11 protein-coding genes are annotated in these 15,163 nt (G+C 64.2%); 7 read left to right on the forward strand and 4 right to left on the reverse strand.

Annotated elements, in window-relative coordinates:
* The first annotated feature begins 63 nt into the window (after positions 1 to 63).
* Complete coding sequence (locus AC0L3P_RS18345; protein WP_473303634.1) at positions 64 to 735, forward strand: hypothetical protein; 672 nt, start codon at positions 64 to 66, stop codon at positions 733 to 735.
* Positions 736 to 753: 18 nt separating this feature from the next.
* Complete coding sequence (locus tag AC0L3P_RS18350; RefSeq protein WP_473303638.1) at positions 754 to 2,904, forward strand: CHASE2 domain-containing protein; 2,151 nt, start codon at positions 754 to 756, stop codon at positions 2,902 to 2,904.
* A 45-nt stretch (positions 2,905 to 2,949) separates the two neighbouring features.
* Here the strand turns inward: AC0L3P_RS18350 and pobA are convergent, their stop codons facing one another.
* Complete coding sequence (gene pobA, locus AC0L3P_RS18355) at positions 2,950 to 4,122, reverse strand: 4-hydroxybenzoate 3-monooxygenase (protein ID WP_473303640.1); 1,173 nt, start codon at positions 4,120 to 4,122, stop codon at positions 2,950 to 2,952.
* 48 nt (positions 4,123 to 4,170) lie between these two features.
* On the opposite strand from pobA, the gene AC0L3P_RS18360 reads away from it, so the two are divergent.
* On the forward strand, positions 4,171 to 5,076 hold the full coding sequence (locus tag AC0L3P_RS18360; RefSeq protein WP_473303643.1) for a helix-turn-helix domain-containing protein: 906 nt from the start codon (positions 4,171 to 4,173) through the stop codon (positions 5,074 to 5,076).
* Positions 5,077 to 5,081: 5 nt separating this feature from the next.
* Here AC0L3P_RS18360 and pcaG read toward each other — a convergent pair whose 3' ends face one another.
* A complete protein-coding gene (gene pcaG / locus AC0L3P_RS18365; protein ID WP_473303646.1) occupies positions 5,082 to 5,708 on the reverse strand; it encodes a protocatechuate 3,4-dioxygenase subunit alpha in 627 nt (208 codons plus the stop codon).
* 4 nt (positions 5,709 to 5,712) lie between these two features.
* Entirely contained in the window at positions 5,713 to 6,501 is a 789-nt protein-coding gene (pcaH, locus tag AC0L3P_RS18370) for a protocatechuate 3,4-dioxygenase subunit beta (RefSeq protein ID WP_473303649.1), read from the reverse strand.
* 93 nt (positions 6,502 to 6,594) lie between these two features.
* On the opposite strand from pcaH, the gene AC0L3P_RS18375 reads away from it, so the two are divergent.
* From AC0L3P_RS18375 to AC0L3P_RS18385, 3 genes are all read left to right on the forward strand, one after another.
* Positions 6,595 to 7,539, forward strand: a complete 945-nt coding sequence (locus AC0L3P_RS18375; RefSeq protein ID WP_473303651.1) for a LysR family transcriptional regulator — start codon at positions 6,595 to 6,597, stop codon at positions 7,537 to 7,539.
* A gap of 51 nt (positions 7,540 to 7,590) precedes the next feature.
* Positions 7,591 to 8,895 (forward strand): nicotinate phosphoribosyltransferase, encoded by a 1,305-nt coding sequence (pncB, locus tag AC0L3P_RS18380; protein ID WP_473303654.1) that lies wholly within the window; start codon positions 7,591 to 7,593, stop codon positions 8,893 to 8,895.
* A 246-nt stretch (positions 8,896 to 9,141) separates the two neighbouring features.
* Positions 9,142 to 10,449, forward strand: a complete 1,308-nt coding sequence (locus tag AC0L3P_RS18385) for a GGDEF domain-containing protein (protein WP_473303656.1) — start codon at positions 9,142 to 9,144, stop codon at positions 10,447 to 10,449.
* A 14-nt stretch (positions 10,450 to 10,463) separates the two neighbouring features.
* Here AC0L3P_RS18385 and AC0L3P_RS18390 read toward each other — a convergent pair whose 3' ends face one another.
* Entirely contained in the window at positions 10,464 to 11,084 is a 621-nt protein-coding gene (locus AC0L3P_RS18390) for a TetR/AcrR family transcriptional regulator (protein WP_275172223.1), read from the reverse strand.
* Positions 11,085 to 11,753: 669 nt separating this feature from the next.
* Between AC0L3P_RS18390 and AC0L3P_RS18395 the strand changes: the two genes are divergently transcribed.
* Entirely contained in the window at positions 11,754 to 15,158 is a 3,405-nt protein-coding gene (locus AC0L3P_RS18395; protein ID WP_473303659.1) for an acyl-[ACP]--phospholipid O-acyltransferase, read from the forward strand.
* The last annotated feature ends 5 nt before the right edge of the window (positions 15,159 to 15,163 follow it).

Raw genomic sequence — 15,163 nt, forward strand, 5'->3', positions numbered from 1 at the left:
CTGCTAAGCATCGGGCCTGGACGGGGACCGGGCAAGTATCGGTCGAATTGGATGAGAATTCCCATGAAAAGCCTGATCGGCGCTGTTGTCGGCGCGTGCTGTCTTGCTGCCCCCGCTTTGGCGGAGAGCCCGGCCGCCATCGTCGAGAACGTGCAAGGCAAGGTCGACGGTGTCGCGTTCATGGATTATGTGGCGCCGGGCAAGATCATCAAGCTGGGGCCCAAGGCAACCATTACGCTCAGCTATCTCAAATCGTGCCAGCGCGAGACCATCAGCGAAGGCGTCGTCATGGTCGGCACCGAGCAGAGCACCGTGCAGCTCGGCGAGGTCAAGCGGGAAAAGGTGCCCTGCGATGCCAACGCGGCAAAACTGTCGGAGCGCGAGGCGAACCAGAGTGCCGCGACGACCTTCCGCACCATGCGGTCGGACGCCAAGGGTGGCGCTCCGGCCAAGCTGCCGACGCTCTACGGAGTCGCACCGTTGGTGCAGGCCAAGAGCGGCAGCACCCTGGTGATCGAACGCACCGATGGCAAGGAGCCCACGATCAGCGTGCCGCTCAAGAGCGAGACCATGGTCGGAGGCAAGTTCTATGACTTCGCCAAGGCCGGAAAGTCGCTGACGCCGGGCGGCAGCTATCTCGCCATCCTCGGCACCAAGCGTTACGCCTTCCAGGTCGATCCCAGCGCCACGTCGTCGCCGACGCCGATCGTCGGACGCCTGCTGCGGCTCGAATAGGCGGCTAGCGACGGGGCGATGCGGCGGATCGGCAGACGGGACATCGTTGCAGCGATCCTGATTGCGCTTCTTGCAGGCGCCGTCGTCACGTCTCCGCCGTTGCAGACGCTGCAGGGCCTGTCGCTCGACATCCTCACGGCACTGCGCGGCAAACTCGTCGGCGACCGCCGCGATCCCGCGACATCACCGGTCGTCGTCGTGGCCATCGACGGCGAGACCTACGACACTCCGCCGTTCAAGGGATCGCCAACGCAGACCTGGACGCGCGAGATCGGCCGGGTTCTCGGCAGCATCGACGACGGCGGCGCCCGGGCGATCGGCTTCGACGTCATCTTCCCGAGCTCGATCGAGCAGTCGGAGATTCCCTTCGGCGACGCGTCGCTGGGCAGCCGCATGAGAGGCTTCGATCGGGACTATCTTATCGCCCTGCGGAAGCTTTCCGACAGCGGCAAGCTGGTGCTCGGCGAGATCCTGAGCAACGACCATCAGGAAAGGCCAGACCGCGCGCAGCAACTGGCGGTGAGAAACAATATCCGCGCCCTCAACGTCCATACCGACACCGACGACGTGATCCGGCGGATGCCGCTGAGCTTCTCGATCGACGGCAAGCCGGTTCCCGCGATGGCGGTCGAGCTCGCCGCGCGCGCGCTCGCTGGAAGGCCCGAGATTGGACCGTCCGGAGCGACCGAATTGTCCGGTTATGCAATTCCGAGCGCGGTACCAAACACACTGACGCTCAATTTTCGAGGACTGGGCCGCGACATCCCGACTTTCTCCTTCGCCGATCTTCGGGCCTGCGTCGAAAAGGGCGATCGCGATTTCTTTCGCCGCGCCTTCGGCGGCAAAGTCGTGCTGCTAGGCTCCGCCCTGAATTTCGATGATCGCAAGCTCACCTCGGTGCGACTGTCCGGCGGATATGACGGAACGCCGGCACCACGATGCGCCCAGCCCGCCCCGGCAAGCACCGCACAAAAGGCCCGCAGCGACATCGCCGGTGTCTTCGTGCATGCCAACGCGGTACGAAATCTGATCGAACGCGATGCGGTGACCGAGCTCGGCTTTCCATTGCGGAGCATTCTTACCATCGTATTCGCAGCGATCGTGGCCTGCGCGGCCTGCGTGCTCGCACCGGGTGGCGCACTGATCGCCTGGTTCGGCCTCACCGCCGTTTACGCCGCTGTGGCCGTTGGTGCATTCGTCCATGCCTTGGCGCTGCCGCTGACAGAGCCGGCACTCGCAAGCCTTGCCGCGCTCGCGATGACGATCGGCTACCGTTTCGTGCTGGCCGATCGTGACGAGCGTTTCCTGCGCAAGAGCTTTGCGTTCTATCTCGCCCCCGAAGTGATCGACACCATGGTTGCCTCCGGCAAGATGCCGGCGCTCGGCGGCGAAATGCGCAACGTCACCATGTTCTTCTCCGACCTGAGCGGCTTCTCCTCCATCGCCGAGACGATGACGCCGGGCGAACTGGTGACGCTGATGAACGAATATCTGTCGGCCATGACCGACATCATCGAGAGCCATGGCGGCTATGTCGACAAATATATCGGCGATTCCATCGTCGCTATGTTCGGCGCGCCCGCCGACGATCCCGCTCATGCGCGCCACGCCGTCCATGCCGCGCTGAAATGTCACGAAAAGCTGGCAGAGCTCAACGCGGGCAGCGCCGCTTTCGCCGGCCACGGCCTGTCGCACCGCATTGGGCTCAACAGTGGCGAGGCCGTGGTCGGCAATATCGGCTCCCGCCGCCGCTTCAACTACACCGTGATGAGCGACACCGTGAACGTCGCCTCGCGGCTCGAAGGCGCCAACAAATACTACGGCACCGCAATCATGGCCTCGGAATCGACGATGGCCCAGACCGGCGACGGCTTCGCCTGGCGTGAACTCGATGCGATCCGGGTGCAGGGGCGTGGCGAGGCGATCAGGGTGTTCGAGCCGCTCGCGGACAAAGGCGCGGAGAGCGCCGGGCAGAAAAAAGTGGCTGCGGCTTACGCGGAGGGGCTCGCCTGCTGGCGGGCGCGGGAGTTCGCGAAGGCGGCTGACGCGTTCGAGGGCGTAGCCAAGACTGATCCACCATCGTCAAAGTTCGCGAAACGCGCGAGAGTGCTCATCGAAAATCCTCCCCTGCCAGAATGGACGCCGGTCAATACGCTGGAAGGGAAATAAAGGTATTCACCGCTAGCGCGAGAGGGAGCATCCGCGTTCGTATCCTTAAAACGGCAGCCCCACATAATTCTCCGCGAGCAGGCGCTGTGCCGTCTCGGACGAGAGAAGATATTCCAGTTCGGTCTGCTGGAGCCGGTCCTCGTAGTCGAGCCGGTCGGGGAAGCGATGCAGCAGCATCGTCATCCACCACGAGAAGCGTTGCGCCTTCCAGATCCGCGCCAGCGCCTTGGCGGAATAGCCCTGGAGCCCGGAATCATCGCCGTTCTGATAGTGCGCGAGCATGGCGTGGTAGAGATAATAGATGTCGGAGGCGGCGCTGTTCAGCCCGCGTGCGCCGGTCGGCGGCACGATGTGGGCGGCATCGCCGGCGAGAAACAGGCGGCCGTAGCTCATCGGCTCGGCCACGAAGCTGCGCAACGGCGCGATGCTCTTTTCGATGGACGGTCCCGTGATCAGGCGACCGCCGACCTCTTCCGGCAAACGACGCTTCAGCTCGGCCCAGAACGCATCGTCGCTCCAGTCCTCCACCTTGTCGGTGAGCGGCACCTGGACGTAGTAGCGGCTCAGCACTTGCGACCGCAAGGAACACAGCGCGAAGCCGCGCTCGTGCTTCACATAGATCAGCTCCGGCGACACCGGTTTCGTGCGTGACAGCACGCCCAGCCAGCCGAACGGATAGATCTTCTCGTATTCCCGCAGCACGTCCTTGGGGATCGACTTTCGGCTGACACCGTGAAAGCCGTCGGCGCCGACGATATAGTCGCAATCGACCCGGACCGTCTCGCCATTCGAACGATAGGCCACGTAAGGCCGGTCCGAGGTCAGGTCATGCGGCGTCACGTCCTCGGCATTGTGCACGACGTTGCCGCCGAGGCGGTCGCGCGCCTCGTAGAGGTCGCGCGTCAGCTCGGTCTGGCCGTAGACCAGCACCGAATTGCCGCCGGAATGCTTGTGGAGGTCGATCTGGGAGAGCACGCCGTCATGGGCGATCTCGAATCCCTTGTGGATCTCGCCCTCGCGGTCCATCCGCTCGCCGCACTGAGCCTCGCGCATCAGCCTTGCGAAGCCGTGCTCGAGCACGCCGGCACGGATCCGGGCAAGCACGTGGTCGCGGCTGTATTTTTCCAGTACGACCGTGTCGATGCCCTTGAGGTGCAGGAGCTGGGACAACAGCAACCCGGACGGCCCGCCGCCGATGATACAGACCTGAACTTTCATTTTTGCATCCTCCTCGGCGCTTTCTTGCAGATTCAGCACCGCTGACCGATGGAGGCTTTCGTCTTTGTCTTGTACTATTCGAACATGAGAAGCGCAGCCCCCGCCCCGGCAATCCGGGTCTACAATTTGTTCGGCGAGTCCGGCGATCTGCCCGATGTCGTGCATTGCGAGACGATAGCGTCGCGCTCGGTGCTGCACGACTGGACGCTGGCTGTGCACCGCCATGCCCGGCTGCACCAGGTGCTGCTGATCGAGCGCGGCGGCGGCGAAGCCACGCTCGACGGGCGCGTGGTGCAGCTGAAGCCGATGCAAATCGTCAACGTGCCTGTCGGCCACGTCCATGGCTTCCGTTTCGTGCCTGATACCCAGGGTTGGGTGCTGACCATCGCCGGGGAAATATTGGACGAAGCGCTGCTCGCCTCCGAAGGACTGCGCGGTGCCTTGTCGCGCTCGGCCGTGATACGCGGCACGCCGCAGATCCGGACCACCATGAAGCAGATCTTTGCCGAACACGCCGCGCGCGATTTCGGCCGGGCGCATGTGCTGCGTGCGCTGTCGGCGGCCATGATCGGGCTGGTGGCCCGCGCGCTCACCAGCGAGAGCGGTGACGTCGGAACGGCTGAAAGCGGACTATTCCGCCGCTTCGAGGCGCTGCTGGAACAGCATCATCTGGAACGCTGGAGCGTCGCGGACTATGCGGGCGCGCTGTCGATCACGCCGACCCATCTCAACCGGGTGACGCGGGCAGCAACCGGCGACACCGCCTCGAACCTGATCCTCAACCGGTTGATCCGCGAGGCGCGGCGCAACCTCGTCTACACCAATTTGCCGGTCTCGACGATCGCCTATGCACTTGGCTTCGAAGACCCCGCCTATTTCAGCCGGGTCTACGCCGCCGCCACGGGCGTGTCACCGCGCGCCTTTCGCGCGCGGCTCCACGGCGACGAGACCTGAGACGATCACACGTCGAAGAACACCGTCTCTTCCGGTCCCTGCAAATTGATCGTGAAAGAATACACGATCTTGCCGGCGCGTTCGCTGCGCTTTGCGATCAGCGTCGAGCGCCGGACCGGCTGCTCGATCAGGTTGAGCACGGGGTCGGCGGCGTTGGCGGCCGCTTCGTCCGAGAAATAGAGGCGCGTATTCAGACCGATGTTGATACCGCGCGCGACGATCCAGACATTGATGTGCGGCGCGCCTTTGCGGCCCGTCTTGTCGATGATCGCGCCCGGCTTGATGGTCTCGAAGGTGACAAGACCGCTCTCGAAGTCGGAGCCGGCGCGGCCCCAGCCACGAAATTCCTCGTCAAGCGGGCCGGTCGACCGATCGGCCGGATGGTTGTAGCGGCCGGCCGCATTGGCCTGCCAGATCTCCAGCAGCACGTCGCGCAGCGGCGTGCCGCTGCCGTCGATCACCCTGCCCTCCAGCGTGATGCGCTCGCCTTGCGTGTTCGGCGTCACCAGCACGTTGGAAAAATTCTTCTCGAAAATGTCGAAGCCGGCCATGGCCGGGATCAGCCCGATATGGACGTAGGGCCCGGCCGTCTGCGAGGCGGTTTCCTTGAGGTAGTTGAGCGGCTGCGGCATGGACCTAGTTCCCTGCGGTGCGATTTTCAAAGTAAGTGGAGCGCTGGCCGCGCAAGACGATGTCAAAGCGGTAAGCGAGCGAATCGAACGGAGTCGATGCGTTGAGGTCGACCGGCGCGACGAGGCGCTCCAGCGCATCCTTCTCCGGGATCGTCGTGAGGATCGGGCAGACCGGGATCAGGGGATCGCCCTCAAAGTACATCTGGGTGATCAGGCGTTGTGCGAAGCCCGAGCCGAACACCGAAAAGTGGATGTGAGCGGGACGCCAGCTGTTGGCGTAATTGCGCCAGGGATAGGGTCCAGGCTTCACGGTGCGGAAATAATAGTAGCCGGTGTCGTCGGTCAGCGCGCGACCGCAACCGCCAAAATTCGGATCGATCGGCGCCAGATACGTGTCCTTCTTGTGCCGGTAGCGGCCGCCGGCATTGGCTTGCCAGAACTCGACCAGCGTATTCGGTACGCCGCGGCCGGTCTCGTTCAGCACGCGGCCGTGGACGATGATGCGTTCGCCGACGGGATCGCCGTCCTTGGCGTAGTTGCGGATCAAATCATTGTCGAGCGGGCCGAGGTCGTTGTGCCCGAACACCGGCCCCGTGATCTCCGAGACCGAGTTCTCAAGCGACAGCAGCGCCTGGCGCGGCGAGCGCAGCACTGAGGATTTGTAGCCTGGCGCGTGCGCCGGCGGATGCATGGAACGGTCGCGCTGGAAGAAGTCGCCGTCACCGAGCGGCGGCGTGAACGGCTCGGGGCGGTTGAGGCGGGGATCCCGCAAGGCTGGCGCCTGGGCATGCATCGGCGTTGTCTCTCCCTCTGGCGCCCCGTTGGGCGCACGGCTTATCGGGAGATGATGACCCGGGCTATTCTCAAGATAAATAGATCGATTATAATGAATTCTATGAACAAAATCGATCATTTGGCGCTCGATGGCCACGGGCTGGAGCTGTTTCTGGCGGTGCTGGAAGAAGGCTCGGTGACGGCGGCCGCAACGCGGCTCGGCCTGACGCAATCGGCGGTCAGCCACGCCCTGAACAAGCTGCGGCGGATCGTCGGCGATCCGCTGTTTGCCAAATCCGGCCGCGGCATTGTGGCCACGGCGCACGCCCAGGCACTCGCGGCAAAGGCGCGGGCGCTGATCGACGAGATGCGGAGCTTTGCCGGCGGCGTCACGTTCGCGCCGGCGAGCGCGCAGCTTTCGCTGACAATCGCCGCGAACGACTTTCAGCGCGACCTGCTGCTGCCGCGGTTCTTCGATCACGTCGCCGCGCAAGTGACGAGCCTGAACCTGCGCGTGATCCCCTCGCAGTCGCCCTCGCCGGCGATGCTGCGCGAAAACCGCTGCGACCTGCTGATCACGCCGCTGCCGCCGTCCGGCGTCGACATCGTGCAGAAGCGTCTGCTGCAAGACCATTATGTCTGTTACTACGACCCCAAAGCGCGTGCCGCGCCGGCTACGCGCGGCGCCTATCTCGCGGCGCGTCACATCACGGTGGTCTACACTGACAATGAGCGGCTCGACTTCGATCGCCGGCTTGCGGCCAACGGCTTCCACCGCGACATCGCGATCTCGGTGCCGAGCTTCTCCGGCGTGCCGTCCTTCCTGCGTGGCTCGCAGATGCTGGCGAGCATGCCGAGCCTGCTGGCGCCCGGCGTGATGCACGGCTTCGCGCAGGTGCGGATTCCGCTGGCCTCGCGCACGCGAACCCTGGCCGAGCTGCCGATGTTCATGGTCTGGCACCAGCGCTATCAGAAAGATCCGGCGCATCGCTGGATCAGAAGCCAGCTCGAGACCGTGGCGGCAAAGGCCTCGCACCCCGCCCCCGCGAAAACCTGATCCCCGTCAAACCCACTGGTTGCGCCGGGGCCGCCACGCTAGAATTCCCCCATGACAGTGACCGACATTGCGAGCCGGACCTACAATCACAGCTGGCGGCTGGATCCCATCATCCGCAGCTTGCTTGATACCGACTTCTACAAGCTATTGATGTTGCAAATGATTCGGGAATATTACCCGGATCAGCAGGTGACGTTCTCGGTCATCAACCGGTCGCGCCATGTCCGGCTCGCCGAAATCATCGACGAGGGCGAACTGCGCGCTCAGCTCGACCACGCCCGCACCATCCGCTTCACCAAGAAAGAGCTGATCTGGCTTGCCGGTAATACTTTCTACGGCAAGACCCACATGTTCTCGGCGGACTTCATCCGCTGGCTCGCCGAATTCCGGCTGCCCGAATACGAGCTTCGCAAAGTCGAAGGCCAGTACGAGCTGCACTTCCACGGGCCGTGGAGCCATACCACGATGTGGGAGATTCCTGCGCTCGCCATCCTCAACGAATTGCGCTCGCGCGCAGCGATGAAGGGCCGCGGCCGCTTCGAGCTCGACGTGCTCTATGCTCGCGCCAAAGCCAAGCTGTGGACCAAGGTGGAACGCCTGCGCAAGCTGGATGGCTTGCGGCTCTCCGATTTCGGCACCCGTCGCCGCCATGGCTTCCTCTGGCAGCGCTGGTGCGTGGAGGCCGTAAAGGAGGGCCTCGGCCCGTCCTTCATCGGCACCTCCAACGTGCTGCTCGCGATGGACAATGATCTCGAAGCGATCGGCACCAACGCCCATGAACTGCCGATGGTTGCGGCCGCGCTGGCCAGGGACGACGAGGAATTGCGTTGGGCGCCCTACCGCATCCTCGACCAATGGCGCCAGACCTATGGCGGAAACCTCCTGATCGCGCTGCCCGACGCTTTCGGCACCAAGGCTTTCCTGCGCGATGCGCCGGAATGGGTCGCCGACTGGACCGGCTTCCGTCCCGACAGCGCGCCGCCGATCCAGGCCGGCGAGGAGATCATCAAATGGTGGGAGCAGAAGGGCCGCAATCCCAGGGACAAGCTGCTGGTCTTCTCCGACGCGATGGACGTGGGCTCGATCGAGGAGACCTACCATCACTTCACCGGGCGCGTGCGGCTCTCGTTCGGCTGGGGCACCAATCTCACCAATGATTTCGTCGGCTGCACGCCGGACGGCTCGTTCAATCTCGATCCGATTTCGCTGGTGTGCAAGGTGTCGTCGGTCGATGGACATCCGGCCGTCAAGCTGTCCGACAATCCCGAGAAGGCCACCGGCCTGCCTTCGGAGATCGAACGTTATTTGCGCGTCTTCGGCGACGCCGGCCGCGTGCGCAAGCCGGTCCTGGTCTAGCGCCAGACCAATCTCTCTCCATCAGGTAAACCATTGGGGGCGCATGCGAGACATCGGCTCTCCGATGCCGCGTAAGTTCCGGTTCGACGGCATTTGCAACGATCTGCAAGCATCCACTTCACAGCGCCTTCACCCTGCGACGCAGTCTCCCGGCATTTTCAAGTCGAGTTAAGCACCTTTCGTGGGTAATCCGCGTTATGAGCGGATCGCTCCGCTGGGGTCGTTGAGCGACTTGGGGAACGCAAAGTGTTTCGCAGAACAGCGCCGTCAACGAAGGGACGCAGCTTCCTTCATGTCATCAAGCTCGTCTCGCCTTTCGTCACGGTCGTTCTGCTGCAGGCTGCGATCGCCGGCTTCAGCCTGGAGGTGATGTCCTCGGTCCGCGCCTATGTCGCGGGCGAAGCGCTGTGGTCGCGCTCGCAGAAGAACGCCGTCTATTTCCTCAATCTCTATCTGCATTCGGGCGACGCCGGCCAGTTCGCGCAATATCAGGCCTCGCTGGCCGTTCCCATCGGCGACGAGTTCGCGCGCTGGGCGCTTGAGCGCGATCCGGTCGACGTCGAGGCCGCCCGCATCGGCTTCCTGCAAGGCGGCAACCATGCCGATGACGTGCCGGGATTGATCTGGCTGTTTCGCTACTTCAAACAGGTCAGCTTTCTCAAGGAAGCGATCCGCGAGTGGGCTGCCACCGACCCGATGCTGCTGGAGCTGAGCGTGTTCGGCGAGGTCATCCGGTCAGAATTGAAGAACGGGGCGATTCAGGACGGCAACCGCCTGCAATTATTGTCATCGCGGCTCTCGGAGCTCAACACTCAGTTCACGGTGCACGCCAACCGGTTCTCCACCGTTCTCGGCGAAGGTTCGCGCGCCATCAAGATGACGCTGACTGGCGTCAATATCGTCACGGCCGTGACGCTGATCCTGCTCCTCATCTGGCACACGCGGCGATTGGTGCTGCAACGACAGGCGTTCGAGGATGCCCTGCATGCCGAGAAAGAGCGCCTGGCCTGGCAGGCGTCACACGACTGGCTGACCGGCCTGTCCAACCGCCGTGCCTTCGAGGCGCGCCTGCAAAGCGAGCTGGACGACACCGCGGCGGGTTCGCTAGGCCTGATCCTGCTCGATCTCGACCAATTCAAGGACGTCAACGACAGCTGCGGTCACCTCGCCGGCGACCGCCTGCTCCGCCAGATTTCGCGCCTCCTGCAACAGGAGCGGCGGCCGCATGACCTGGTGGCCCGGCTCGGCGGTGACGAATTCGGCTTAATTCTTCCGCAATGCACGCCGTACGACGCCGTGGATATCGCCGAACGGCTGCGCCGGTCGCTCGAGCTATCCGTCTTCGCCTGGGACGATCGTTGCTTTGCAGTGACCGCCAGCATCGGCGTTGCCTGCATTACCAACGGCAACACCACGCTCGAGGACGCGATGCGGCGCGCGGACGCCGCCTGCTATCGCGCCAAGGAGAACGGACGCAACCGTGTTCAGGTCGACAACGGGACGACGGACGTCGTCGTCGTCACCTCGCGGCAGCGCAAGGCCGCCAGCGCTTAGCAGCGCTCAGCGCTTTATCGTAGTGGCAGAATCCCGAGCCCCGCGAGATGCGCATCCAGAAATTGCTCGACCTGCTGGCGCAGCATCTGCGGTGGCACGGCCAGCATGCGCTCTTCGAGGCCGAGCGAGATGATCCCGTGCACGGCGGAAAACAGGGTGCGTGACAGCAGCGCGATCTGCACGTCGTCTGCATTCGGAAGCAGCCGCACCAGGGGCGCGTGCATCAACGCGAAGGCGTCCATCACCATCTGAAGGATGTCATCGGGGTAAGGGCGGTCGTCCTCCATCCGATGTTCGAACAGCGAGCGCAGCAGATTGGCGTGCCCCGCGAAGAATTCGAGGTAGGTCGCAGCCAGCCCGTAGAGCTGGCGAACGGGATCCTCGGCAGGAACCTGGCCGAGCCGCACCGTCAGCGCCTCAACCGTCTCCCGATTCACGGTCAGGATCACCCCGTCGAAGTCGCCGAACTCATTATAGACACTCCCAACCGAGCAGCTGGCGGCGTCCGCGACATCCCGGACTTTCAATGATTTCAGGCCCTTAGTTGCAATAATGCTGCGAGCGATCTCCACGATCTGCTGCCGCCGTCGAGATTTTTTTCGGTCCCGCAATGATTCGTCTTGAACATTGTTCATTTTCAGGATACTCATTTGAACAATGTTCAAGTTAACCCGGAGACCTGCAAAATGCAAACCCTCACTGTTGATATCGCCTCCACCTTCGTCGATGACGCCACAGCTCTCGTGACCGGATTTGGCCGCGGCCTCCTGCGGTTCGCGATGGGGCCAATCGATCGCATCGCAAATGCCTGCGATATTGCCGGCGTCCTGACCGAGCGCCGCGCGACCTTCCGCATGTGGCGGGCCAACCGCGGCCGTGCCCGTCATGAGGGCCGCCGCCTTAGCCTGCTCGGCCGCCTCTCGCCCTTTCGCCGCCTCGCCCATCTCACCTGAGGCGAGCGCAGCCGCGACGTTCGGGTCGCCCCGAATGCAATATCAAGCCGCAAGGAAGGACTTACCATGTCTCGACATTCGAGCCGATGCCGCGGCCTTCGACGATGCGGTTCAGGTTTCGCTCATCGCCCGGGGCAATATCCTGGCAGGCGCGGCCTGCCTGGATAAGGCCGCAACCGAACCATTGCGAACCAAACCACGCCACGCGGAGACCAACAGGATCGGAAGGTAAGCGCGCAGAGCAGGCCGGGGCGACTGTCGTCAACCCACAATAGCCCGTCGCATATCCTCTGGACCCAACGTCCATCCGACAATGAAACTTCAGGCAGCCTTTCCAAAACAGGACTAGTCATGATCAGGGATTTGATGTCGTCACGCCGCTTCGCGCCGCTGTTCTGGGCGCAATTCTTCTCGGCGCTGAACGACAACGTGCTCAAGAACGCACTTGTCATCATCCTGCTTTACAGTGCCGCGACCGGCCACGGAGATGCGCTGGTGACGGTCGCGGGCGCCGTCTTCATCTTCCCCTATTTCATCCTGTCCGGGCTCGGCGGCCAGCTCGCCGACAAATACGTCAAATCCGTCGTCGCAAGGCGGCTCAAATTCGCCGAGATCTTTGCGGCGGGCTTTGCCGCGGCCGGCTTCTTCCTGCACTCGGTGCCGTTGCTGTTTGCAGCACTCGCACTGTTCGGCGTCATCGCCGCGCTGTTCGGTCCCGTGAAATACGCGATGCTGCCGGATCAGCTCGAGCTCGGCGAGCTCGCGACCGGCAACGCGCTAGTCGAAGGCGCGACCTTCATGGCTATCCTGCTCGGCACCGTTGCCGGCGGCCAGTTCGTGGCCGGCTCCGCGCATATGGGCTGGGTCGCATCGGCCGTCGTCGTGCTGGCCCTGCTGTCCTGGGCCTTCGCCTCCCGCATTCCCGCGACGACCCCGTCTGCACCCGATCTGCCGGTCAACGCCAATCCCTGGACCTCGACGCTCGGCCTGTTGAAGACCTTGCACGCCGACCACCGGCTGTGGGACGGCACCGTGATCGTCTCCTGGTTCTGGCTGGTGGGCGCCATCGTGCTCTCGCTGCTGCCGGCGCTGGTCAAGGAGGTCATCGGTGGCACCGAGGGCGTCGTGACGTTGTGTCTCGCCATCTTCGCAATCGGCATTGCCATCGGCTCGCTGTTCGCCGCGAATCTGAGCCACGTTCGCCCGAACCTCGCGCTGGTGCCGATCGGCGCCATCATGATGGGGTTTGCCGGCATCGACCTCGCCTGGGCGATCGGCGTGACCGCCAAGGGCCAGGACATCACCGCGGGCGACTTCGCAACCTCGTTCGCGGGCCTGCGCATGTTGGTCGACTTCGTCGCCTTCGCATTCGGCGGCGGACTGTTCGTCGTTCCGTCCTTCGCCGCTGTCCAGGCCTGGTCGGCTCCCTCCGAGCGCGCTCGCATCATCGCTGCAGGCAACGTGCTGCAGGCCGCCTTCATGGTGGCCGGCTCGCTGTTCGTCGCACTGCTGCAGGCCGGCGGATTGCACATAGGCTGGATCTTCTTCGGCCTCGGCGTCGCCAGCTTCGGCGCGGTCTGGTTCGTGCTGACGAAGTGGGGCAAGGAAGGCGTGCGCGACTTCGGCGGGCTGCTGTTCCGCGCGCTGTTCCGCACGGAGGTCCGCGGACTGGAGAACCTGCCGCCCGCTGGCACGCGCATGCTGATCGCGCCCAACCATGTCAGCCTGATCGACGGCCCGCTGCTGCACGCCGTGCTGCCGATCGACGCGAGCTTCGCGGTCGATACCGGCATCGCCAAGGCCTGGTGGGCCAAGCCGTTCCTGCGAGTGGTCAAGCATTACACCATGGACCCCACCAAGCCGCTGGCTGCGCGCGACCTCATCAAGCTCGTCGGCGCCGGAGAGCCGGTGGTGATCTTTCCGGAGGGACGCATCACCGTCTCCGGCTCGCTGATGAAGGTCTATGATGGCACCGCGATGATCGCGGACAAGGCCGACGCGGTCGTCGTCCCGGTCCGCATCGAAGGCGCCCAGCGTTCGCATCTCAGCTATCTCAACGGCAGCCAGATCAAGCGCTCGTGGTTTCCGCGGGTGACCGTCACCATCCTGCCGCCGGTCAAGCTGCCGGTCGATCCATCGCTCAAGGGCAAAGCGCGCCGCAACGCCGCAGGCGCAGCACTTCAGGACGTGATGATCGACGCCATGGTGAAAAACGCCATGCTCGATCACACCCTATTCGAGGCGCTCGGACACGCCTATCGCGACCGCGACACCGGTAAGGTCATCGTCGAGGACGCGCTCGGCACCAAGCTGACCTATCGCAAGCTCATCCTGGGCGCGCAGGTCTTGAGCCGGAAGCTGGAGAACGGCACCGCCATCGGTGAGAATGTCGGCGTGCTGCTGCCGAATTCCGCAGGCGTCGCCGTCGTCTTCATGGCGCTGCAAAACATCGGCCGGGTGCCGGCGATGCTCAACTTCTCGGCCGGCCGGGTCAATGTGCTCGCCGCCATGAAAGCCGCACAGGTCAAGACCGTGCTGACGTCGAGGGCCTTCATCGAGAAAGGCAAGCTCGACAAGCTGATGGCGGCGATCTCCGCGGAAGTTCGCGTCGTCTATCTCGAGGACGTCCGCGCCTCGATCGGCACGGCCGACAAGATCAAGGGCCTGCTCGCCGGTACTACGCCGCGCGTCGTCCGCCAGGCGAGCGACCCGGCCGTCGTGCTGTTCACGTCGGGCTCGGAAGGCACGCCGAAGGGCGTGGTGCTGTCCCACCGCAATATCCTTGCCAACGCCGCACAGGCGCTGGCGCGGGTCGATGCCAATGCCAATGACAAGGTGTTCAATGTGCTGCCGGTGTTCCACTCCTTCGGGCTGACTGGCGGAATGATGATGCCGCTGCTCGCGGGCATTCCGATCTACATGTACCCCTCGCCGCTGCACTACCGGATCGTGCCCGAGCTGATCTACCAGACCGGCGCCACGATCCTGTTCGGCACCGACACCTTTCTCACCGGCTACGCCCGCTCGGCGCATGCCTATGACTTCCGCACCCTGCGCCTGGTGATCGCCGGCGCGGAGGCGGTCAAGGATCGCACCCGGCAGGTGTTCATGGAGCGTTACGGCATCCGCATCCTCGAAGGCTATGGCGTCACCGAGACCGCGCCGGTGCTGGCAATGAACACGCCGATGGCCAATCGTCCCGGCACGGTCGGCCGCCTGTCGCCGCTGATGGAAAGCCGCCTCGATCCGGTCCCCGGCATCGAGGACGGCGGACGCCTCTCGGTGCGCGGACCGAACGTGATGCTCGGATACTTGCGGGCCGAAAACCCCGGCGTGCTCGAACCGCTCGCCGAGGGCTGGCACGACACCGGCGACATCGTCGCGATCGACCCGGCCGGCTTCATCACCATCAAGGGTCGTGCCAAGCGCTTTGCCAAGATCGCCGGCGAAATGGTCTCGCTGTCCGCGGTCGAGAACATCGCGGCGACGCTGTGGCCGCAGGCCGCATCGGTCGCGGTGTCGATCCCGGACCCGCGCAAGGGCGAGCGCATCGTCCTCCTGACGACGGAGAAGGTTGCAGAGCGCAGTGCGATGCAGGGCCAGGCCAAGGCGATCGGCGCGTCCGAGCTGACCGTTCCCGCGGCGATCATGGTGGTGGACAAGGTGCCACTGCTCGGCACCGGCAAGACCGACTACGTCACCGCGACGACGATGGCCCGCGAGCAGGCGTCTGGGCCAGAGCGCGAGGTGGCGTAAGCGAG

Source organism: Bradyrhizobium sp. WSM4874, assembly GCF_055811835.1.